The organism is Streptomyces sp. NPDC012474, from assembly GCF_042955185.1.
Taxonomy (GTDB): Bacteria; Actinomycetota; Actinomycetes; order Streptomycetales; family Streptomycetaceae; genus Streptomyces; species Streptomyces cahuitamycinicus.
On sequence record NZ_JBIBEP010000026.1, the window covers coordinates 26,462 to 47,937 of the forward strand.

Consider the following 21,476-nt stretch of genomic DNA (forward strand, 5'->3'; position numbering starts at 1 on the left):
CGCATGCGGCGACGAAAGCCGCACGGAGGGTACGGGTGGAAACCCGGCCCCGGCCGAAGCCCGGGACACCGCCCACCCCGCCGGCCCCGCCATCGACATCCAGGTCAACGCCCTCCAGGCCATGTGCCGCCAGGTGTTCGGCTTCCGCCTGGCCATGATCGCCCTGGCCACCCCCACCGCCCTCGTCAACGCGAACGACGGCCTCCCCATCCGGCTCGTCGGCGCGGCCGTGGTCGTCACGTTCATGACCTCCTACGTCCTCTTCAGGGACTGGGAACGCTTCGGCCCCCTCCTCCTGCGCCACCCCTCCCTCCTCGCCGCGGACACCCTCTTCGGCGCCCTGCTCCTCACCGCGGCCGGCCCCGACAGCACCCTCGCCTACGTCAGCGTCTGCACCCCCCTCCTGGCGGGCCTGGTCTACGGCTGGCGCGGGGCGGCGGTCTTCGCCTCGCTCCAGGCGCTCCTCCTGCTCCTCATCCACGCGGCACAGGAGGACCCGGCCCCCGGCATCACCGAGTCCGCCCTTCTGCCCGGCCTCTGCGTCATCGCCGGAGCCGTCGGCTCCAGCCTCCGCAACCTCATGCTCCGCTTCGGCGCGGCCACCCAGGCCCTCACCACCGTCCAGGCCCGGCTCGCCGTGACGGAGGCGGTGAGCGCCGAACGCGCCCGGCTGGCCCGCGAGATGCACGACTCCGTCGCCAAGACCCTGCACGGAGTGGCCCTGGCCGCGGACGGCCTGACCACCTCGGCGAACGCCGACCGCATGGACCCGGCGCTGGTGAGACAGCAGGCGGCACTGGTCGCCCGCTCGGCCCGCCGGGCCGCCGCCGAATCCCGCGAGCTCCTGGCCGACCTGCGCCGCGAATCGGACCCCGACGAGGCCACCGACGTACTGGTCGAACTCGCCGCCCGAAGCCGCGACTTCAGCGCCCGCACCGGACTGACGGCGGTCTACCGCCCCACCGGCGCCCACGCCGTTCCCCCCGTCCCCCCGGCGGTGGCCCGCCAGCTCCTCATGATCGCCTCGGAAGCCATGGAGAACGCCCACCGCCACGCCCACCCCACCCGCGTCGACGTCAGCGCGGGGGTCCACGGCGACCTGCTCCGCATCAGCGTCTACGACGACGGCCGCGGCCTACCGCCCGGCACCACCCTCGAACAGCTGCGCCGCGCGGGCCACTTCGGGCTGGTCGGCATGGTCGAACGCGCGGCCTCCGTGGGCGCCCGCATCCGCATAGGGCGCGGCGGCCACCCCCAGGGCACGGAGGTCCGTCTGGAGCTCCCCCTGGCCGCCCTGACCACCCCCACCGCATGACCCCACGACCCGAGAGGAGGCCCCCGATGCCGGACCAGACGCCCCACTCCACCGGCGCCCCGCAGCCGCCACCGCACCACCCGTTCGCCGACCTTCCGTTCCCGCGGCCGGCCCAACCGGCCCGCCGCCTGCGGGTCGTGGTGGCGGACGACAACCCCGTGGTCCGCGCCGGCCTCACCGCCCTGCTCTCAGGCCGCCCGGACATCGAGGTCGTGGCCGAGGCAGCCGACGGCCGCCAGGCCTACGAGGCCGCCCACCAGCACCGCCCCGACGTCGTCCTGCTCGACGTCCGCATGCCGGGCGTGGACGGCATCTCGGCGCTCCCGTACCTGGTGCGGATCGCTCCCGTGGTGATGCTGACCTACAGCAGGGAGTCGGAGATCGTCCAGGAAGCCCTGCGCAGGGGAGCGGGCGGCTACCTGGTCCACGGCGAGTTCACGGCCGACCAGCTGGTCGACGCGGTACGGGACATCAAGGAGGGCCGGGCCCACTTCACCCCCACGGCGGCGGGCGCCCTGCTGGCCCAACTCCGCCAGGACCGGTCACCGGCCGCTCCCCTGCCGGAGGGTCTGGGCCAGACATCGAGTGCGACTGCATACGGAATTTCCACCTCCGCACAGCCGTATACGCAACCTCAACAGGCCGCTCCACGTGCGGGTTTCAATCCTCCCACCGCTTCACCCCCACCCACTTCTCCAGAAAACCTTTCGCAAGTGCAACCGTATGTGGGACAGTCTTCGTCTGAGTGGACGAGTGGCCGTCCGGCTGCTCCCGACAGGTCGCGGTTCCAACTGAGCACGAGGGAGGCGGAGATCATGGACCTCATCGCATCCGGCATGAACAACCAGCAGATCGCCGCCACGTGCTTCATCAGCGAGAAGACCGTCAAGAACCACATCAACCGCATCTTCGCCAAGCTCCACAGCACCAGCCGCTCCGAGGCCGCCGCGAAATGGATCGGCACGGCACCGGACACACACCGGGGACTGGGGTGACGTTCGGTGAAGCGATGGAGGGAGAGCAGGCCGGGCCCGTGCGATTGGGCCCGGAATTGGGCCCTGGGGCCCTCCGGCGGACAGGGCGTTCGGCCGTACGTTCCTCGTGTCGAGAGCGACACAGCCGCAACCGGAGGGGAACACCATGAGCGACCTGATGCTGAAGACCGCCGTCGCGACCAAGGTCCGCGTGAACGGCTGGAAGAACACGACGGCCGAGGCGATGCGCCGCCGCGCGGGCGACAAAGGGCAGACGGCGGTCGAGTACCTGGGCATCATCGCGGTGGTGGTGGCGATTGTGTTGGCGATCACGGGTACCAGCATCGGCACGACGATCCTCAACAAGATCACGACTCTGATCAACCAGGTCGGGAATTGACGCGACCTCGCAGGTACCGCGACGCAGGGCAGGCCTTCCCCATCTACATCACGGTGGTGGGGGGCCTGCTCTTCCTTGCGCTCGCCTACTTCGCGGTCGGCCAGGCCACAGTGAATCGGGGCGGTGCCCAGACGGCGGCCGACGCCGCGGCGCTCGCAGCTGCCCAGGACGCCCGGGACCAGCTTGCGGGCGAGTGGGTCGAGGCCGTTCTCGACCCCGCCAAGTGGCAGGACATCTTCGACGGTGACGTACCGCTGACCAACGACCCGTGCTCGCGCGCCTACCAGCTCGCCGACCAGAACCACGCCGATGTCGATGGGTGCGCGGGCAGCGGATTGCCACTGGGGTACGAGGTCGCTGTGCAGACACGGAAGCCCATGGGGGAGTCCATCGTCCCCGCCACAGCGCAGAAGCGGTCCAGGGCCACTGCCACGGCCGTCATCGAGCCCCTCTGCGAGTTCAAACCCCTTGCCGAGGATGCCGGGGACGATGTGCTCCCTCGCCTCACCTGCGACGGCAAGGATTGGGACCTGAAACCGGACGATCTCACCGAGCTCCCGGAACCCGAGGACCTTTTTGACGTCCACCTGGCCGACTGAGAACGAACGACGAGCGATGAAGGAAGCGGAGAGATGACCATGCGGTTCACTGAGAGGGCCCGCAGGAGGACGGTCGCGTTGACCCTGGCGGCCGGACTGGCTCTGGGGCTGGCCGGCTGTGGCGGTGGCGGTGGCGGTGACGACAAGAAGCCGGATACTTCGGCCTCAGCTTCCAAGGACCGTGGCTCTGCGCCGAGTGCTCAGGAGGGGAAGGCGGAGGCGCCCCTGGCCGAACTCAAGGGCAAGGACGGCCTGCTCCTGCAGATCACCTCGGCGCAGCGGGACGCGGGCGGATTCGTCACCGTGAACGGTCAGTTCAAGAACGACGGCTCGGGTTCGCTGACCATCCCTGCCGAACTGCGCGGCGACGAGACTGAGATCCTCAAGCACGGTACGTCACTCGGCGGCGCGACGCTCGTGGACTCGAAGGGGAGGAAGCGCTACTACGTGCTGCGCGACACCGACGGACGACCGCTGACGACCACGGGTCTCACCACGATCGAGTCCGGTCAGACCATCCCCGTCTTCATCCAGTTCCCCACGCCGCCCGCGAGCGCAACCGACGTCACCCTCCAGGTCCCGACGTTCTCCAGCGGCACCATCAAGATCTCCGGGTGAGGCCGGCCATGACGACCCGCACCCGAACCCGAACGGCGACTCCACGCCTCGCCCTCGTCCTCACCGCCGCAGGCCTCATGGTCGCCACGAACATCTACGGCGCCGTCTCGGCCCACGCCGACGAAACGCCCGGCGTTCCCCCCGGCACCGAGGCCTCCGCCTCCGCGCCCGTCGAGGTCGACGCCAACGACCCCGACCTCAAGCTGCCCGAGGGCGGCACCCTCGCCGAACCCAAGGTCCTCGACATCAAGCAGGTCGTCGAAGACCAGAGCGGCGACGAACGACGCGAAGACACCAACGCCGACGTCAAGTTCGCCCTCCAGGCCGAGGTCCTCTTCGGCAAGGACAGCGCGAAACTCGGCGCCGAGGCGAAGGCCCGGATCTCCGCGATCGCCGAGGAGATCAAGACGCAGAACGCGACGAAGATCCGCGTCTTCGGCTTCACGGACAACCTCGGCTCCTCCGCCCACGGAGACGTCCTGTCCAGGAAGCGGGCCGACGCCGTACAGAACGTCCTCGACCAGGAACTGACCGACTCGAACGTCACCTACGAGGTCCGCGGCTACGGCGAGCAGTACCCCATCGCCGACAACTCATCGGAAACCGGCCGCAAGAAGAACCGCCGGGTCGAGGTCTCCTTCCCCCGCTCGGAAAGCTGAGAGCCCAGGGGGAGGGGCAGGCGTCAGGGCGGGGCGGGGGCCCTGACGCTGTGCTGACCTCAGGGGGCGATACGCCTAGAGCAGGTGATCGGCCTTCCCTGCCTTGATCTCGAGAATCAGCGCGCGGAGGGCTTCCCGGCTGTCGGTGAGGTGGCGCTCCTCCTGTCCGGCGACGGCGATGTAGGCGTTGCCCTCGGGGTCGGTTCCTATGCGGAAGCAGTTGTTGCCCTCGCCGCAGTACGGGTCTTCCCAGATGATGCTGGTCACGGTGGCTTCCTTACGGTCAGAGTTCGCGGGCGACGCTGCGAATGAGGTCACGCGAGTCCGCCGTCGGCAACGCCGCGTCGTCCATCCAGTCCACGTGGGCACGGTACTTGGTGAGCTGGGCTTCCGCGCTGGTGAATTCCGGCCCGTGTGCGGAGTCCAGTTGAACGGTGTCGAGCCGGGGCACGGGTCCGTCGGCGTACAACAGTGCGTGACCGGCTCCCGGAAAGCCGCCCACGCTCGTCGGAATCACCCGAACGTCGATGGTGTCGTGCTCTGACCGTTCGGCCACGTACTCCAGTTGGCGCCGCGTCACCTCGGTGCCGCCGTAGGGCATACGGAGCGCCGCCTCGTGGACGTACGCCACATACGGCAGCGGCTCGGGTCGTTCGAAGACCTGCTGGCGCTCGATACGGTGTGCCACGCGCAGTTCCACCTCAAGCCTGCTCAGTGCGGGGAGGACGGCGGCGAAGACGGCACGCGCGTAGTCCGCGGTCTGGAGCAGGCCCGGTACGTGCATGACCTGGGCGGTTCGCACTCGCTTCGCGTGCCACTCCAACTCGGCGATGTCCAGCAGCCCGGCGGGCAAAGTCCCCCGGTGCCTTTCCCACCAGCCCCGTTCCTTGCTATCGGCCATGGCGACCAGTGCCTCGACATAACACCGGTCCGCACAGGCGTAGTTGCAGGCGAGTGTGCGGATGCGCTCGGCCGAGAAGGGGCGGATCCCCGACTCCATGTTGGACAATCGGGTCCGATCGATGCCCAGCAGCCCTGCGGCGTACTCCGTGGTCGCGCCGGCCTCTAGCCGCATCCTCCGCAACTCGGCACCCAGACGCTTCTGCCGCTCCGTCGGTGTACTTCTCGTGGCCATGCCGCCCCTTCCTGCTCCGTGGGGCACCAGTCTGCCGGTAAGTGACCTCGCACTTCATTATCGAAGGGGGTAATTATCCCCAGATTGATGGACACCGTGACTCTTGCATCTCTACTGTCGGTGACAGACCCGCTACGAAACGCTCCGGTGAAAAGGGAAGGGCATCACGCGAACCACCCACTCACTCCTGCCCTGGGAGGGGCGGCCCGCGTCAGGGAGACGAGCCACCCGACGGAGCCCGAGACCACTGCGACAACCAAGGAAGTTGCCATGCCTGCGTCTGTCACCACCTGCTCGTCCCCGGCCACCCCCTCCACACCCCCGACCCCCGAAACCCTCGCCTACAGCCTCACCCTCCCGGCCGCTCTCCAGACCCCGGCCATCGCCCGCACCGCCACCCGGACGATCCTGCGTGCCCACGGCCTTGAGGACGTGACCGACGCGGCGGTCCAGGTAGTGAGCGAACTGGCTTCGTGTGCCTGCCGCTTCACGCCCACCACAGAGGTCTACGTATCACTGCGCTACAGGGAAGCGGCCCTGCGCGTGATCCTCTACGACGGCCACCCGCGGCACAGCAACGCCCGTCTGGCTGCCGCCTGCGACACCCGTCGTCGTGCGGCCCTGCGCGTGCTCGCCGCTGTGGTCAGGTCGTGCGGTGGCGACTGGGGCTTCGGGGACGCGCGCGAGCCGAGCGGCGGCACACGGATGTGGACGGTGCTGCCGCGCGAGGGCGCCCGCTCCTACCTGCGGGGCGGAGGCGCGTTCGAGCGATAGGGCGGGCTTTTGGGCCCTGATTTGGGGCCCAGGACCCATCCCGTCCCGCAGACCCCTCCCTACCCTCGGGCCGTGTCATGAACCGAGGGAGGGGCGGGCGCATGACCTCGACAGGAGGATCGACCGGCTCCGGAGCGGGGTCAGGGGCAGGGTCCGCAAGCCCGTGGCAACCGCCGGGACCTGGCAGCCGACAGCCCATGCCGGGTGCGCTCGTGACGGGCCTGGCCCTGGTCCACACCCTCTTCGCGATCACGGTGCTCGGCGGCCTCGGCGTCCTGCTCACCGCGGCCTCGTACGACACCGTCGACGGCGGCCTCCTCGCCCTGACCGCCTACGCGGCAGCCCCCGGCGCGCTCGGCTGGTGGCTCGCCCGGCGTACCTGGCAGGGCGGGACCCGGACACGGGCCGCCCTGATCGCCGTACAGGCCTGGCTGGTCCTCGGCGCGGCGGCGAACATTCACGCGGGCTCACCGCGCGGCTTCACCCAGCTGTTCCTCCCGCTCCTCGTCCTCTACTTCCTCACCCGCGGGGAAAGCCGCGACTGGTATCGCCTCCCCGGCCGGGAGCGTGCCGAACGCCGTCCCTTCTCCCTGCCCCGGATGATCCGCTGGCGCCAGGACGAGGGCCAGACGGCGGTGGAGTACGCCGGCCTCGTCGCGGTCGTCGCCGCGATCGTCACGGCGCTCGTCGTCAGCGGTCTGGGCCCGCAGATCTACGGCGGTCTCCAGTCGGCCGTCTGCAAGGTCACGGGCACGGCCTGCCCGGCCCCGGCGTCCGGGGACACGGAAACCGAAGCCGGTCCCGCCGACCAGCCCGCTCCTCAGGAGAACCCCGCCGGCGCCGAGGACACCGAAGGCCAAAGGACCGAAGAGAAGGCCGAGGCCGACGAGAACGCTGACGAGGAAGCCGACGAGGAAGCCGACGACAAGGGCGAGAAGGCCGACGAAGAGAAGAAGGAGACGGAGAAGGAGGAGGACGACGGCTGCTTCAGCGGCGTCGGCGCCTTCTTCGGTTGCACGGGCGACCAGCTCAAGCAGGTCGGTGAAGGCCTCTTCGTAGACGGCATCGGCGGCGACCTCAAAGGCATCTGGGACACCGTCACCAACCCCCTCGACACCCTGGACGGCCTGAAGGACTACGGCGGGGTCATCGCCGATCAGTGGTCGCAGGACGCCCAGGACGCCGGTGACAAATGGGCGAAGGGCGACTACCTCGACGCCCTCACCGACTGGGGCGGCGCGACCCTGAACTCGGGCGGAAAAGTCCTCGACGACGTGTTCATCGGGGACGAGGTCCGCGACCAGTGGAACCAGGGCAACGAGACGCGCGCGGTCACCGCGGTCGTCTGGAACGTCGGCTCCCTCTTCATCCCCGGCTACGGCGAGGCCAAGCTCGCAGGAAAACTCGGCAAGCTGGGCAAACTCGGGAAGGCCGGCGACCTGGGCAAGCTCACCGACAAGGCCGGGGGCGCGGCGGAGGACGCGAGAAAGGCCGCCAAGGCCGGTGACGCGGATGCCGCACGCAAGGCGGCGAAGGAAGCCGACGAGGCGGCGGACGAAGCCGAACGCAAGGCCCGCGAGTCCGGCTGCACCATCGCGGCCCCCTCCCGCAGGACCCCGTTCGGCGGCGCCCCCGGCACCGGCACCACCGTCCTGGCCGCACCCCGGGCCGACTCCCCGTACGTCGTCCTGGCCCAGGACGGCTGCGACGAGGAAGCGGAAGAACAGGCGCGGGAGGCCCGCCGACAGGCCAACGAGGCGGACAAGGCCGCCGACGGTGCCGAGCAGCGGACGAGGCCGGTCAACGAATGGGAGGCCAGGGACGACATCCCCGGTCCGGCGCGCGGCAAAGTCCTCAAGTTCCCGAACAAGCGGCACACTGTCGGCGGGGCGTCCAGCGGACAGGTGAAGGAGCGCAACACGGTGATCCTCAGAGGCAACGAGGACCTGGTGCGTGCCGACATCGACGGCATCGCGAACGGCCGCGCGACGCTCTCGCCGGACGGGAACACCTACGAGATCAACGGCCGATCGTACGAGGTGGAAGGCAGCGGAACGGTCTTCCCGAAGTCCGGCCCCGGCCTGGTCCAGATGGACCGCATCGAATACGCGGCGCTGAAGGAGATCGCGCGGAACAAGGGCGACGCGGGCAAGTCGCAGCAGCTGCAGCGGGACCCGAAGTTCGTCGGCAATCCCGAGAAGGTCGCGAAGGCAAAGGCCGTCTACGACGGTACGTACAAGTGAGCGGACGTACAGGTGAGTGATCGGAGCGGGCCGGTGATCGGGAACCTCTTCACCGTCGCGGACCTGGACGCGGCGACCCTGCGAGAGGCGCTGGCGGACATGCTGGAGGTTCCGGACGTGGCCGTCGACGTCGCGGACGTGGACCGGGAAGACCGTCACTGGGACGCTCCCGTGCTCTGCACCTTCCGCCTGCTTCCTCCCGGTGATCTGGCACTGGAACTGGACATCACGGTGGACGACGCCACCGCCGGCACCCTCACGGAGAAGGGACTCGCACTGGGTCTGGCGGCCAGGGTGAAGAGTTCGGTACTCCACCCCTCGACGCTCGACCTGCCGAGCGCCTACTGGGTCGCCGTAGCCGACGGACGCTCGGTCAGGTGCCGCCTGGAAGCGAACGCCACCGGCGACGACACGGCATACCGCGTGGACGCGGTCGAGGAGCAGGTCCCTGACCTGCCCCGGGCAACGGTCGAAGTCCTCCCGGAAATCCTGGACAGACAGCCCGTCCTCACTCCCGTCTCCGACGCGTTCCTCGCCGGACTCCCCACAGGCAAGGCGGACAGCGTCGAAGGCCGCGTCCACCACTACCTGCGTGTGTGGGAACGACTGACGAGCCGACTCCAGTCCGACTGGGCCCCTGAGGGCCGCTACAGAGCGGACTTGTACCACCGCGACCTGGAGGCCAGAGACGCTCTGGAACGACTCGTCCTGGAGCTGGGCGAGCCAAGCGCGGATGCCCTGCGGGACGTTGTGACCCGTCTCGACCGATCGTTCAGCGAGCACACCGACACCGCTCCCACACCGGCCGAGGCCGGGGGAGCGACCCCCTGGTGGTGGCATCGCGTTCCTCGCCGGGTGCCCTGGTGAACCGTCCACGGACTCCGCGCGGAGGGAACCCTGCGAGTCGTGCGCGAGTGCCGCATGACGAGGAGACGTGGGATCCGCAGATTCCGCGGTGGCACGACCCGGAGGGTGACCACGTCCTGCCCCGGGCTCTGCGCACCTTGCCGGAGCCCTGGAACGAGGGCGACCGGAATCGAATCGCGGAACTGCCACCCACGGACGAGCGGTTGATCGAAGCCCAGCGAGTGATCACCGCCCTCCTGGAGGATTCGGATCTGTCTCCGCCTGTGCCTGAGCCGCCGTCGCCCGGTTTGTTGTGGCACGTGTGGGAGGATTTCCATCGGGCCGTCGGCAAGAGCATGCCCCGCATGGTCGACGTGACCTGGACCGGTGTGGACGAGCTCGTACGCACGTGGCGAGAGCGACCGCAGCTGTATCCGCTGCAGCGACACGTCGTACGGCACGTCGAGGCGGCGATGCTGGCCATGATCCCGTCCTTGCGGAACGACGTGGCCGACTCGGTGTTCCGCTGGCTGTCCCTCGACCCTGATCCGGGGCGCTTCGCCGACTGGGCGGTGGCACTGGCCGAGAGTTGTGTGACCGAGGACATCGGTGCGGACGCGGCCATCGAGTTGCTGGGCGCGATGGGCGGCCCGGAGGCTTGGGCGGCGCTGGAGCGCCTGTCGATGAAGCCGGACGGCCCGGCAGCTCGGGAGAACGCGAAAGCGGCCCAAGGCGCACTCTGGGACCTGGAGAACCGGGGACGGCGAGGCCCTAACCCCCCTCCGCCGGCACGACAACCTCCACCCGAACCCCTTCCCGCACCCCCCACCCGCCCATGACCCCGGCCCCCGCCTCCACCACATGCCGGGCCCGCAGCCGGGGCATCCCCAGCCGCCCCGGCCGCATGGTCCGCACGGCGATGACGCGCAGGTGACGGTCCAGGTAGGCGACGTCGATCGGGATACGCATACGGAAGGTGTGCACGCCGTTGGCGGGGGAGAGCAGGATCGCCCCGTCGACGGAGTCCCGCCCCAACAACCCCTTCGTACGGGCCCGATAGGAGGTGGCGATCTCCAGCGGCACCGTGACGGACGGCCCCCCGTCACCCCCGTGCACGACCAGCTCCCCACGCCCGTCCCGCCAACGCCGCCCCACCCGGACCCCTTCCGACCGTGCACCCACACCACTCCGGCTCTGAACGTATCCGCAGAGGACAGCCCTCACATGGGCCAACGGCCCCAAGCCTTTGCTCGTTCCTGACTGAAACGCCCCAAGCGGTATTGCCATTGGCGCCCGGCGTTGGCGCGTTACGCAACCGTTACGGCTCGAAGGTGACGACGAATCACCGATTCCTCCCCATACGCCCCGCGAGTTGACAACCTTCACCCTGGTGCGGCTGCACCCCGCTGTATAGCTTTGGTTCGCTCAAGAGAAGCCTCGCCACCTCCCAGGAGCCGACCGTGAACCGCCGCCCCACCCTCCTCGCAGCGCTCACGCTGACCGCCGCTGCGGCCCTGACGCTGTCCGCGTGCGGGAGCGACGACAGCTCCAAGGACAAGGACAACGACAAGATCGCGGGCGCGGACACGGGGGACAAGGCCTCGCCGTCGCCGACCGTTTCCGACCCTGCGTCCCCCGGGCGGCCGAAGATCGACCTGCCGTCGGACCTCTCCTACACCTTCGACTGGCCCAAGACGGGGGACAAGGAGAAGGACGCGATCCTGGCCGACAGCGAGCAGTCCATCAAGGCCGTCGACCTCGCGATCGTCAACCAGAACGCGCTCGACAAGGCGTACCTCTATTACTACGAGGGCGAAGCCGCCGCCGGCACGCAGAAGTTCGTCCAGAACTACGTCGATCACAAGGCGGCCATCACTGGCGCATACCGCTTCTACGCTCCGCAGGTGGCTGTCGGCAAGGACGGCACGGGGTCCCTCAGCTACTGCGAGGACCAGGGCAAGGCGTATGTGAAGGACCTCAAGACCAACAAGGCCAAGAAGACCGAGGTCACGGCCAAGAGCTACGTCATCTACCACACGTCGCTCAAGAAGAACGACAAGGGTGTCTGGGTCATCCAGAAGATCGTCTCGCAGAGTGGGAGCCCCAAGTGCCAGCCATGATGGGCCCGTTGAGGACAATCTTCTCGGTGGTCCTAGCCGGTTCGTGCTGGACACTCCTCGCCCTTCCCGGAGTGGCGACCGCTGACGACACGCTGGGTGGCGACACGCAGGGCGCCAACCAGGAAGCCAGTGCAGGCAAAGACGGCACCGTCTCCGTAACCGTTGGCGGCGTCGTCTTCGACCGTTCCAAGAACGGCAGCGGCGCCTCCGCCGGTGCGCTCACCTCGGCCACGTCCTGGACGCCGCCGCCCTGTTGGTACGCCCCGAAGTACACCCCGGAGCAGCTTCAGAAGACCATGGAGCCGGTCTGGGAGGCCGGTTCGACGGGCTATGAGTGGGACGCGAAGCAGCGCGACCGTTACGTCGAGGGGAAGCCGTACAAGGACTTCAACAAGGACAAGACCGGCAAGGGTTACTTCTGGGACTCGTTCGTCGACGAGGACTTCCCGCCGGGCTGGGACGCCTGTACGGAGGAGCCGTTCTGGGTGGACCAGGGCGACCCGCCGCCCGCCGACGTCCAGAACGCCGTCACGCCCGAGATCCTCGCCGAACTCGCCTATGCCGAGATCCGCGTCCCCAGTACGAAGGTCACCCTGGCGCCCGCCGCGGCGACCAAGGTCAACCTGCCGACCTGGGCCTGGCTGGACGTGGCGGACTTCAAGCCGGTGTCCGTCACCGCGTCCGTGCCCGTCATCGGCATCACGGCGACCGCGACCGCGAGACCGCAGTCGCTCAGGATCGAACCGGGCACGAAGGACGCCGTGACCTACCCGGCCTCAGGTGTCTGCGAAGCCGACGGTGACCGCATCGGCGAGCCCTACGCCAAGGGCAAGGCCGACCGGACACCGCCCTGCGGGGTGAGGTACCTGCGCTCCTCGGGTGAGGGCACGTACCCTCTCCAGGCCACCGTCACGTGGAAGATCGAGTGGACCGGCACCGGTGGCGCGGGAGGCGACCTCCCCGACGGCACGTTCGGCGCCACCCAGGACGTGGTCGTGCAGGAGATCCAGGCCGTCAACCGCTGACCGAGCACCGGATCCGGCCGGGCGGCACGACCACCATGAGGGGGATGTACCGCCCGGCCGACGCGAATTGTGTTGTCCGTCGCGCCTCGGCCCGGGTAAGAACAGCATCATGACCCCACTAGGCGCCGTATTCCGCCCCCAACTGCCCCCCGAGCGGCTCCGTTCCGTGGCCCGGCTGGCCGATGATGCCGGGCTCGAGGAACTCTGGCTCTGGGAGGACTGTTTCCGAGAAGGCGGGATCTCCACCGCCGCGGCCGCCCTCGCGTGGACCGAGCGGGTGCGGGTCGGGGTCGGGCTGTTGCCCGTGCCTCTGCGGAACGTCGCCATCACGGCCATGGAGGCCGCCTCACTGCACCGGATGTTCCCGGGCCGGGCCATCCTCGGTGTGGGGCACGGTGTGCAGAGCTGGATGGGGCAGGTCGGCGCCCGGGTCGAGTCGCCCCTCACCCTGCTGCGAGAGCATCTCGTCGCGCTGCGGGCCCTGCTGGGCGGCGAGCGCGTCACGGTCGACGGACGGTACGTCAAGCTCGACGACGTCGCTCTCGACTGGCCGCCGGAGGGCTCGCGGAGCGGAGTGCTGGCCGGGGCCACCGGGCCGCGGTCCCTGCGGCTCACCGGAGAGGCCGCCGACGGGACCATTCTCACCGCCTCCACGAACGCCGAGGGCGTGCGCACGGCACGGCAGCTCGTCGAGGAGGGGCGCGCGGCGGCCGGCCGTGAGGCCGAGCCCCACCCCTTGGTCGTCTACCTGCTCACCGCCACCGGGCCCGACGCCGCCGCCCGGCTGCGCGCGGAGCTCACCGCCGAGGGGGTCGAAGCCGTTCCGGACCTCGGGGTCGCCGGGGACGCCGGGGCCGTCGCCGAGGCCGTCGAGCGGCTGGTCGAGGCCGGGGCCGACAGCGTCGTACTGCAGCCGACGGCGGACGAGCCCGACCCGGAGGGGTTCGTGCGGTTCGCCGCCGAGGAAGTGCGGCCCCTGGTTCCCTGAGGGCCCGTTGTCAGTGGCGGCTGCCACACTCCGGGGCATGGGCGATGACAGTGAGGACGTGCGTCTGCGGGACGTCGTGGAAGACGATCTGGAGTTCCTCCTGGCGTACGAGCACGACCCGGAAGCCGTTCGGCGGTCGAGGTTCACCCCTCGGCCGCGCGACGCGTTCCTGCGGCAGTGGAAGACCAGGGTCCTCGGTGACGACACCGTCTTCGTGCAGGCCGTGACCGTGGACGGTGAGGTCGCCGGCAGCGTCGTCGCCTGGTGGGAGGGGGACCGCCGCTTCCTCGGCTACTGGCTCGGACGCCGGTACTGGGGCCGCGGCATCGGCAGCCGCGCCTTGGCCCTGTTCCTCCAGCGGGAGCACAACCGGCCGCTGTACGCCGACCCCGCCGGCGCGAACACCGGCTCCGTACGTCTGCTGGAGAGACACGGCTTCCAGCGGACCGGCACCGTACGCCACGGTGACAACGAGCACGTCGTATTCGTCCTGTCGTAAGGAGCACCGCGTGACGTCCCTGCCCGAGCCCGGGCCTCCATGCCCCACCACCTTCGAAGACCTCGTGGCCGAAGGCGCATCCGTCCCCACGGACGGCTGGGACTTCTCCTGGTTCGAGGGGCGGGCGACGGAGGCACGCCCCTCCTGGGGTTACGCCGTCTCGGTGGCAGGGCGGCTGGGCAGGGCGAGTGCTGTGCTCGACGTGCAGACCGGGGGCGGCGAGGTGCTGGACTTCGCCCTGTCCAGGGTCGCCGACGAGACCCCGGGCCGGCCCGTCACCGAGACCGCCGCCCCGAAGCCGCCCCTCCTCACCATCGCCACCGAAGGCTGGCCGCCCAACGTCGCCAAGGCGACCGCCCTGCTCCGTCCGCGCGGCGTCGCGGTCGTCGCCGTCGCCGAGGACGACCCGCTGCCCTTCGCCGACGGCGCCTTCGACCTGGTCGTCAGCCGTCATCCCGTCCGGCCGCACTGGGAGGAGATCGCCCGCGTCCTCCAGCCCGGCGGGACGTATTTCGCCCAGCACGTCGGCCCGAACAGCGTCTTCGAACTCGTCGAGTACTTTCTCGGCCCCCAGCCGGACGGCGTGCGCAGTGCCCGCCACCCCGACCGTGAGCGTGCCGACGCCGAGGCCGCCGGGCTCGACGTCGTCGGGCTGCGGGCGGAGCGGCTGCGCGTGGAGTTCCACGACATCGGCGCGGTCGTGCACTTCCTGCGCAAGGTGGTCTGGATGGTCCCCGGTTTCACCGTCGAGGCGTACGAGCCGCGGCTGCGACAGCTGCACGAGCGGATCCAGGCCGAGGGCGCCTTCGTCGCCCACAGCACCCGTCACCTCTTCGACGTGCGCAAGCCGGGCTGACGCGCCCCGGGCCCCTGGTCACCGTCAGGGCACGCGCCGACCGCGGGTCACCCTTTGCACTCACTGCACTTGCGCATCTTCCGACGAGGGTTTTCACATCGTTATCGCCAGTGGCTCGCCTCCGTGGCGCCACTCGCGTAGATTCGAAGCCCGGCAATTCGCGTGAGCAAAGCTGCGCGGGCGGTACCGCGCAGTGGAGGGGGCTGCGCGGTACCAGGCCTCCCGCCGGGCCCTGTGCGGCGGCGATGTCGAGAGGGCAAAGCGGCGAATCGGCGAGGGCCCGGGGGCGATTACGGGTCAAGCGGGTGTCCGTGGCCTGGTTCACCCATCGGGGGGATGCCGGGACATGTCACCCGACTGGGCCCCAAGGTGCGGCAAAACCTCCGTTTTCTGCCCCAGGGTGCCCGATTCCCCTGCGTATACGCCATGTTTCGGCCAGGAGCGAGCCCTGAACCAAGGCCTCCGCGGTCATCGCCGCGTCGCCGGGCGGCTCCGGAGAGTAGTTGTGGCACGCCGATGCACGCAGCATCACTTACGAAGGGTTATGGTGGAAACCCCCCCTCGGGCCGGTCCGTCTCCCCCCCACGGACCGGCCCGTTTTTCTTTGGGTCGCCGGGCGGCTCGAACCACCGGCCGGAACCATTCGTTCCGGCCCGGTTGGCGGCCCACCGCCGCTGCGGGGGTAGGCTTCGCCCCCGGGGACCGCCATACGGGCAGGGACCGCCGACGGCCACGACCGGGCCGTGCATCGCGGCCTGTCCGATCCTTACGGAGGGGCTGACGATCACGTGAACCTGCGCGACAAGCTGCGCGGCCTGCTGGTCAGGCTGTACGCACGCCGGGTGGAAGGTCACCTGGACCACGCTCAGGTGCCCAAACACATCGGCGTCATCATGGACGGCAACCGGCGCTGGGCGAAGGCCGCCGGTTCCAGCACGGTCGACGGCCACCGGGCCGGTGCCGGGAAGATCGAGGAGTTCCTCGGCTGGTGCACCGAGACCGATGTCGAGGTCGTCACGCTCTGGCTGCTGTCCACGGACAACTTCGACCGGCCGCAGGAGGAGCTCGTCCCCCTGCTCGGCATCATCGAGGACGTCGTGCGCACCCTGGCCGCCGACGGCCGCTGGCGCGTGCACCACGTGGGCACGCCCGACCTGCTGCCCTCGGGGATGCAGAGGGTCCTCAAGGAGGCCGAGGAGACCACCGCGCACGTCGACGGCATAGTGGTCAACGTCGCCATCGGTTACGGCGGCCGTCAGGAGATCGCCGACGCCGTGCGCTCGATGCTGCTCGACGCCAAGGACCGTGGCACCTCGATGGAGGAGCTCGCCGAGGCCGTGGACACCGACATGATCGGGCGTCACCTCTACACCAGTGACCAGCCCGACCCCGACCTGGTGATCCGCACCAGCGGCGAGCAGCGGCTGTCCGGATTCATGCTCTGGCAGACCGCTCACTCCGAGTACTACTTCTGTGACGTGTTCTGGCCGGCGTTCCGCAAGGTCGACTTCCTGCGGGCCATGCGCGACTACGCCGTCCGGCACCGGCGCTACGGCGGCTGACGTACCGCTGCCGGGCACCGCGGACGCAGGACGTCCCACGTCACGACACCTCCCGGTACCCCCTTGAGGGCGCGCGTAACGCGGAGTTCACCGGCTCGCCGTCATATGCCGTGGCATGGCGACGCTCGTTCGAGGGCATAACCCAGACAGGTCGACGCCCGAACCACGGGTGTCGTATCTCAGCGGACGGCACGGGGCCGTCCGCCCGGGAGGCCCTTTGCACCAGCCCGATCGTGCGGTCACAGCACGGACGAAGAGGCGGAGGGCCGGTTTTCGGCCCGCGCAGGGCGGCCGACGACCGGTCCAGCTCCATACCGTCGCTCCCCGACCTCATCCGAGGGGGTACGTCCTTCCGTGGTGACCAGCACAAAGCGCCACAAGCCCGACCGGCGCACCTATGTTCTCGACACCAGCGTCCTGCTGGCCGATCCGAGCGCCCTGAACCGCTTCGACGAGCACGAGGTCGTGCTCCCCATCGTCGTGGTCACAGAGCTGGAGGCCAAGCGGCACCATCCCGAACTCGGCTACTTCGCCCGGCAGGCCCTGCGCCTGCTCGACGAGTTCCGGGTCCGGCACGGTCGCCTCGACGCCCCTATCCCGATCGGAGATCTGGGCGGGACCGTCCGTGTCGAGCTCAACCACTCGGACCCCAGCGTGCTGCCCAGCGGCTACCGCCTGGGGGACAACGACTCCCGCATCCTCGCGGTCGCCCGCAACCTGCAGGCCGAGGGGTTCGACGTCACCGTCGTGTCCAAGGACCTCCCGCTCCGGATCAAGGCGTCCTCCGTCGGGCTCCTCGCCGAGGAGTACCGCGCGGAGCTCGCCATCACGGACTCCTCCGGCTGGACCGGAATGTCCGAACTGACCCTGCCCGGCGAGCAGGTGGACATCCTCTTCGAGGAGGGGCACGTCCACGTCCCCGAGGCCGCCGAACTTCCGGTGCACACGGGCCTGATGATCCAGTCGGAGCGCGGCAAGGCGCTCGGGCGGGTCACGCCCGAGGGCAACATCCGTGTCGTGCGCGGGGATCGTGAGGCGTTCGGCATCAAGGGCCGCAGCGCCGAGCAGCGGATCGCGCTCGATCTGCTGCTCGACCCGGACGTGGGAATCGTGTCGATGGGCGGCCGGGCCGGCACCGGCAAGTCGGCGCTGGCCCTGTGCGCGGGGCTGGAAGCGGTCCTGGAGCGCCGTCAGCACCAGAAGGTGATGGTCTTCCGTCCGCTGTACGCGGTGGGCGGGCAGGAACTGGGCTATCTGCCGGGTTCCGAGGCCGAGAAGATGAGCCCCTGGGCGCAGGCGGTGTTCGACACGCTGTCGGCGGTCACGTCCCGCGAGGTCATCGAGGAGGTCACCGCGCGCGGGATGCTGGAGGTCCTGCCGCTCACCCACATCCGCGGCCGCTCGCTGCACGACGCGTTCGTGATCGTGGACGAGGCCCAGTCGCTGGAACGGAACGTACTTCTCACCGTTCTGTCCCGGATCGGGGCCAATTCACGCGTGGTTCTCACCCACGACGTGGCCCAGCGGGACAACCTCAGGGTCGGCCGGTACGACGGTGTCGTCGCCGTCGTGGAGAAGCTGAAGGGGCACCCGCTCTTCGCGCACGTGACCCTGACGCGGTCCGAGAGGTCACAGATCGCGGCCCTTGTGACCGAAATGCTCGAAGACGGGCACATCTGACCGCACACGCCAAAGAATGGCGCTTCTGCGATAGTTGGCGCCGTCCGGGAAAAGGCCAAGAGCCTAGCCGGGCGGCGCCTTCACGTGTGGCCGTTCCGTGGAATTTCCTGCGTCAAACGGGATGTGAGCTTTCACACGCAACTCGGAATTGCCTTGCCCCGTCGGGTTACGGCAGAGTCTCACTCCTGTCAGGCCCCGCATACGACACACCTGTACCCCCAGCCAGCGGTACGGCACCACAAAGCTTCAGCATCAACTGCATAGCGATGTCGTATGCCGCCCGAGCAACACGTGGTGCTCCCCTCGGGGGAGTTGCCCATCGGGCCCGCGCCTCCCGTGACCCCGCAGTTGGGGAGGCCAGTGCCAGGGGCACGATTGCGTCCGCGAGGGTCACCGAAGCGGGCGATGCTGGAAGGAAAACCGTGTGAGCCGGATCTCGGTCCGGGGATTCGCAGTGGCCTCGGCCACGGCGGTCACCGCTGTCGGAAGCGTCGTCGGCGTTGCCTCGGGCAGCACCGCGCAGAACAACGACGCGGAGGCGACGGCAACCGGCGCCACGCTGCTCGCGGACATCCCCGCGGGCCAGCAGGCCCAGGTGCAGACCGCGTCGCTGACGCAGCAGGCCGACGCACAGGCCATCCAGGCGGACGCGAGCGCGAAGAAGGACGCCGAGGCGGCCGCCCGCAAGGCCGCCGCCGAGACGGCCGTCGCGAAGAAGGAGGCAGCCGAGAAGGCGGCCAAGGAGGCCAAGGAGCGCGCGGAGGCCAAGGAAGCCGCCGCCAGCCGCTCCAAGGACATCTCCGACTTCCCCGTCGCGACCTCCTACAGCATCGCGCAGCTCCAGGCGATGGCACGGCAGATCGTGCCGGCGGGTCAGTTCCAGTGCTTCAGCAACATCGTGGACCACGAGTCCGACTGGAACTACAAGGCGGTCAACCCCTCCTCCGGTGCCTACGGCATGTTCCAGGCGCTGCCCGGTTCCAAGATGTCGTCCGTCGGCGCCGACTGGCGGACCAACCCGGCCACCCAGATCAAGTGGGGCCTGAACTACATGAACGACCGCTACGGCAGCCCCTGTGATGCCTGGTCGTTCTGGCAGGCCAACAACTGGTACTGAGCCGGCCGGCCCACGGCCCACCCCGTCCTCAGCGCGAGCCCCGCACCGTCGTCCGGTGCGGGGCTCGCGCCATGTACGGTCGGACGGACGGCTCCTCGGGGGAGTGGTGCGCCAAGACGGGGGAAAAGGACGGATCATGTCGCGAGTGCCAGGGTGGCTCGGCCGGCTGGGTGCCGGGCTGACCGAGATGAGCGAGCGGTACAACGAACGCCGCGCCGCGGCCGAGCGGGAGCAGGACGACCCCGAGCCCGGAACGCTCGCCGGTGAACACGTGCCGCCGCCCCCGGGCTACGCCCCCGACGTCGCCCCCCGCCCCGATCCCGCGCAAGCCGTGCCGTGGGGTGTGCGGGTCGCCGCCGAGGCCGGCTGGCGGCTCCTCGTCCTCGCGGGCACGCTCTGGGTGCTGATGCGGATCATCAGCGCCGTCCAGCTCGTGGTGCTCTCGTTCGTCATCGCGCTGCTCATCACGGCGATGCTGCAGCCGACGGTGGCGCGGCTGCGGCGCCGCGGCGTGCCGCGCGGGCCGGCGACCGCGCTGACGGCGATGTTCGGCTTCGTCATCATCGGCCTCATCGGCTGGTTCGTGACCTGGCAGGTCATGGAGAACATCGACGACCTCTCGGGCCAGATCCAGGACGGCATCGACGAGTTGCGGAACTGGCTGCTGAACAGCCCCTTCCACGTCACGGACAAGCAGATCAACGAGATCGCCAAGAACCTGCGCGAGGCGGTCGGGGCGAACACCGACCAGATCACCTCCGCGGGTCTTGAGGGCGTGACGGTCGTGGTCGAGGCGCTCACCGGGATCCTGCTGGCGGTCTTCTCGACGCTGTTCCTGCTCTACGACGGCAAGCGGATCTGGGAGTGGACGCTGAAGCTGGTGCCGGCGGCGGCGCGCCCCGGGGTGGCCGGGGCCGGTCCGGCGGCGTGGCGGACGCTGACGGCGTACGTGCGGGGCACGGTGCTCGTCGCGCTGATCGACGCGATCTTCATCGGGCTGGGCATCTACTTCCTCGATGTGCCGATGGCCGTGCCGCTGGCGGTGTTCATCTTCCTGTTCGCCTTCATCCCGCTGGTGGGCGCCGTGGTGTCCGGGGCGCTGGCGGTGGTCGTCGCGCTGGTCACCCAGGGGGTGTTCACGGCGGTCATGACGCTGGTGGTGGTGCTCGCGGTACAGCAGATCGAGGGCCACATCCTGCAGCCGTTCATCCTGGGGCGGGCCGTGCGGGTGCATCCGCTGGCGGTGGTGCTGGCGGTGGCGTGCGGGGGCATGGTGGCCGGGATCGGCGGTGCGGTGGTCGCCGTGCCGCTGGTTGCGGTGACGAACACGGTCGCCGGGTATCTGCGGTCGTATGCGCAGAAGTCGGCACTCCGGCACTCCGTGCGGCCGCGCGGGGCCACGGCGGTGAGCGCGGAGCCCACCCCGCAGACGCCCTCGGATTAGCCCCGGAGCCCGGGACAGCAGCAGGGCCCCGTCCACCGGTCCGGTGGGCGGGGCCCTGCGCGATGAGGCGTGTGGCCGTGGGTTACTCGGCCAGGACCGCCTCGGCGTCGAGCGTGACGCCGACCGCCTGGATCACGGAGGCGATCTTGAACGCCTCCTGGACGACCTCGCGGTCGAGACCGGCCTTGCGCAGCACCTGCTCGTGGGAGTCCAGGCACATGCCGCAGCCGTTGATGGCCGAGACGGCGAAGGACCACAGCTCGAAGTCGACCTTGTCGACGCCCGGGTTGCCGATGACGTTCATCCGCAGGCCGGCGCGCAGCGTGCCGTACTCGTGGTCCGACAGGAGGTGACGGGTGCGGTAGAAGACGTTGTTCATCGCCATCACCGCGGCGGCGGCCTTGGCGGCCGTGTACGCCTCCGGCGACAGGTTCGCCTTCGCCTCCGGCTCCAGCTCACGCAGCACGATCGGGGAGCGCGAGGCGATCGCCGTCGACAGCACCGTGCCCCACAGCTGCTGGGCCGGCAGATCGGAGTTGCCGATGACCGAGCCCAGGTTGAGCTTCAGGTCCTTGGCGTAGTCCGGTATGGCGGACTTCAGGGCATCCAGCGACATGTCAGA

General features: G+C 69.7%; 23 protein-coding genes. 19 read left to right on the plus strand and 4 right to left on the minus strand.

Translation table 11 applies throughout. The annotated features are described in order from the left end of the window. Positions 1 to 121: 121 nt before the first annotated feature. The 6 genes from ACFY9S_RS37050 (at position 122) to ACFY9S_RS37075 (ending at position 4,565) form a co-directional block, all read left to right on the plus strand. Positions 122 to 1,315: a histidine kinase gene (locus tag ACFY9S_RS37050; protein ID WP_391137825.1), complete on the plus strand. Its 1,194-nt coding sequence runs from the start codon at positions 122 to 124 to the stop codon at positions 1,313 to 1,315. A 26-nt stretch (positions 1,316 to 1,341) separates the two neighbouring features. After that, a complete protein-coding gene (locus ACFY9S_RS37055) occupies positions 1,342 to 2,310 on the plus strand; it encodes a response regulator (RefSeq protein WP_391137828.1) in 969 nt (322 codons plus the stop codon). A 145-nt stretch (positions 2,311 to 2,455) separates the two neighbouring features. Beyond that, on the plus strand, positions 2,456 to 2,689 hold the full coding sequence (locus ACFY9S_RS37060; protein WP_391137831.1) for a Flp family type IVb pilin: 234 nt from the start codon (positions 2,456 to 2,458) through the stop codon (positions 2,687 to 2,689). Next, positions 2,686 to 3,288 carry a pilus assembly protein TadG-related protein gene (locus ACFY9S_RS37065; RefSeq protein WP_391137834.1) on the plus strand — a complete coding sequence of 201 codons (603 nt, stop codon included), beginning with the start codon at positions 2,686 to 2,688 and terminating at the stop codon, positions 3,286 to 3,288. The genes ACFY9S_RS37060 and ACFY9S_RS37065 overlap by 4 nt, the downstream gene beginning before the upstream one ends. Positions 3,289 to 3,321: 33 nt before the next feature. Then, positions 3,322 to 3,906 (plus strand): hypothetical protein, encoded by a 585-nt coding sequence (locus tag ACFY9S_RS37070; protein WP_391137838.1) that lies wholly within the window; start codon positions 3,322 to 3,324, stop codon positions 3,904 to 3,906. A gap of 8 nt (positions 3,907 to 3,914) precedes the next feature. After that, positions 3,915 to 4,565, plus strand: coding sequence for an OmpA family protein (locus ACFY9S_RS37075; protein WP_391137841.1), 651 nt, complete (start codon positions 3,915 to 3,917; stop codon positions 4,563 to 4,565). Positions 4,566 to 4,640: 75 nt separating this feature from the next. On the opposite strand, the gene ACFY9S_RS37080 is transcribed toward ACFY9S_RS37075, so the two are convergent. Both ACFY9S_RS37080 and ACFY9S_RS37085 read right to left on the minus strand, forming a co-directional pair. Then, positions 4,641 to 4,832, minus strand: coding sequence for a hypothetical protein (locus ACFY9S_RS37080; RefSeq protein ID WP_391137844.1), 192 nt, complete (start codon positions 4,830 to 4,832; stop codon positions 4,641 to 4,643). A 16-nt stretch (positions 4,833 to 4,848) separates the two neighbouring features. Further along, the gene (locus tag ACFY9S_RS37085) at positions 4,849 to 5,700 is read right to left on the minus strand and encodes a Scr1 family TA system antitoxin-like transcriptional regulator (RefSeq protein ID WP_391137847.1); all 852 of its coding nucleotides are present in this window, start codon (positions 5,698 to 5,700) and stop codon (positions 4,849 to 4,851) included. A 270-nt stretch (positions 5,701 to 5,970) separates the two neighbouring features. Between ACFY9S_RS37085 and ACFY9S_RS37090 the strand changes: the two genes are divergently transcribed. The 4 genes from ACFY9S_RS37090 to ACFY9S_RS37105 all read left to right on the plus strand — a co-directional run bounded on the left by ACFY9S_RS37090 (position 5,971) and on the right by ACFY9S_RS37105 (position 10,402). Continuing rightward, positions 5,971 to 6,474 carry an ATP-binding protein gene (locus tag ACFY9S_RS37090; protein ID WP_391137849.1) on the plus strand — a complete coding sequence of 168 codons (504 nt, stop codon included), beginning with the start codon at positions 5,971 to 5,973 and terminating at the stop codon, positions 6,472 to 6,474. A 197-nt stretch (positions 6,475 to 6,671) separates the two neighbouring features. Beyond that, on the plus strand, positions 6,672 to 8,717 hold the full coding sequence (locus tag ACFY9S_RS37095; protein WP_391137852.1) for a hypothetical protein: 2,046 nt from the start codon (positions 6,672 to 6,674) through the stop codon (positions 8,715 to 8,717). 12 nt (positions 8,718 to 8,729) lie between these two features. Continuing rightward, positions 8,730 to 9,584: a hypothetical protein gene (locus ACFY9S_RS37100; protein WP_391137855.1), complete on the plus strand. Its 855-nt coding sequence runs from the start codon at positions 8,730 to 8,732 to the stop codon at positions 9,582 to 9,584. A 344-nt stretch (positions 9,585 to 9,928) separates the two neighbouring features. Next, the gene (locus ACFY9S_RS37105; protein ID WP_391137858.1) at positions 9,929 to 10,402 is read left to right on the plus strand and encodes a hypothetical protein; all 474 of its coding nucleotides are present in this window, start codon (positions 9,929 to 9,931) and stop codon (positions 10,400 to 10,402) included. Here ACFY9S_RS37105 and ACFY9S_RS37110 read toward each other — a convergent pair. After that, complete coding sequence (locus ACFY9S_RS37110; protein WP_391137860.1) at positions 10,335 to 10,718, minus strand: DUF192 domain-containing protein; 384 nt, start codon at positions 10,716 to 10,718, stop codon at positions 10,335 to 10,337. The genes ACFY9S_RS37105 and ACFY9S_RS37110 overlap by 68 nt on opposite strands. A gap of 305 nt (positions 10,719 to 11,023) precedes the next feature. Here ACFY9S_RS37110 and ACFY9S_RS37115 point away from each other — a divergent pair, with 305 nt between their 5' ends. From ACFY9S_RS37115 to ACFY9S_RS37155, 9 genes are all read left to right on the plus strand, one after another. Beyond that, positions 11,024 to 11,683, plus strand: coding sequence for a hypothetical protein (locus ACFY9S_RS37115; RefSeq protein ID WP_391137863.1), 660 nt, complete (start codon positions 11,024 to 11,026; stop codon positions 11,681 to 11,683). Then, positions 11,683 to 12,708 (plus strand): hypothetical protein, encoded by a 1,026-nt coding sequence (locus ACFY9S_RS37120; protein WP_391137951.1) that lies wholly within the window; start codon positions 11,683 to 11,685, stop codon positions 12,706 to 12,708. Before ACFY9S_RS37115 ends, ACFY9S_RS37120 begins: the two co-directional genes overlap by 1 nt. A 109-nt stretch (positions 12,709 to 12,817) precedes the next feature. Continuing rightward, the gene (locus ACFY9S_RS37125; protein ID WP_391137865.1) at positions 12,818 to 13,696 is read left to right on the plus strand and encodes an LLM class flavin-dependent oxidoreductase; all 879 of its coding nucleotides are present in this window, start codon (positions 12,818 to 12,820) and stop codon (positions 13,694 to 13,696) included. Positions 13,697 to 13,733: 37 nt separating this feature from the next. Further along, on the plus strand, positions 13,734 to 14,195 hold the full coding sequence (locus ACFY9S_RS37130; RefSeq protein WP_391137868.1) for a GNAT family N-acetyltransferase: 462 nt from the start codon (positions 13,734 to 13,736) through the stop codon (positions 14,193 to 14,195). A 10-nt stretch (positions 14,196 to 14,205) separates the two neighbouring features. Beyond that, positions 14,206 to 15,051 (plus strand): methyltransferase domain-containing protein, encoded by an 846-nt coding sequence (locus ACFY9S_RS37135; RefSeq protein WP_391137871.1) that lies wholly within the window; start codon positions 14,206 to 14,208, stop codon positions 15,049 to 15,051. A gap of 788 nt (positions 15,052 to 15,839) precedes the next feature. After that, complete coding sequence (locus ACFY9S_RS37140; RefSeq protein ID WP_391137874.1) at positions 15,840 to 16,613, plus strand: isoprenyl transferase; 774 nt, start codon at positions 15,840 to 15,842, stop codon at positions 16,611 to 16,613. Between the two features lie 354 nt (positions 16,614 to 16,967). Beyond that, a complete protein-coding gene (locus ACFY9S_RS37145) occupies positions 16,968 to 18,293 on the plus strand; it encodes a PhoH family protein (protein WP_391137876.1) in 1,326 nt (441 codons plus the stop codon). Between the two features lie 424 nt (positions 18,294 to 18,717). Further along, positions 18,718 to 19,410, plus strand: coding sequence for a transglycosylase SLT domain-containing protein (locus ACFY9S_RS37150; RefSeq protein ID WP_391137878.1), 693 nt, complete (start codon positions 18,718 to 18,720; stop codon positions 19,408 to 19,410). Positions 19,411 to 19,546: 136 nt separating this feature from the next. Next, positions 19,547 to 20,854 (plus strand): AI-2E family transporter, encoded by a 1,308-nt coding sequence (locus ACFY9S_RS37155; RefSeq protein WP_391137881.1) that lies wholly within the window; start codon positions 19,547 to 19,549, stop codon positions 20,852 to 20,854. A gap of 82 nt (positions 20,855 to 20,936) precedes the next feature. Here the strand turns inward: ACFY9S_RS37155 and ACFY9S_RS37160 are convergent, their stop codons facing one another. After that, complete coding sequence (locus ACFY9S_RS37160) at positions 20,937 to 21,470, minus strand: alkyl hydroperoxide reductase (RefSeq protein WP_031103031.1); 534 nt, start codon at positions 21,468 to 21,470, stop codon at positions 20,937 to 20,939. Positions 21,471 to 21,476 lie beyond the last annotated feature (6 nt).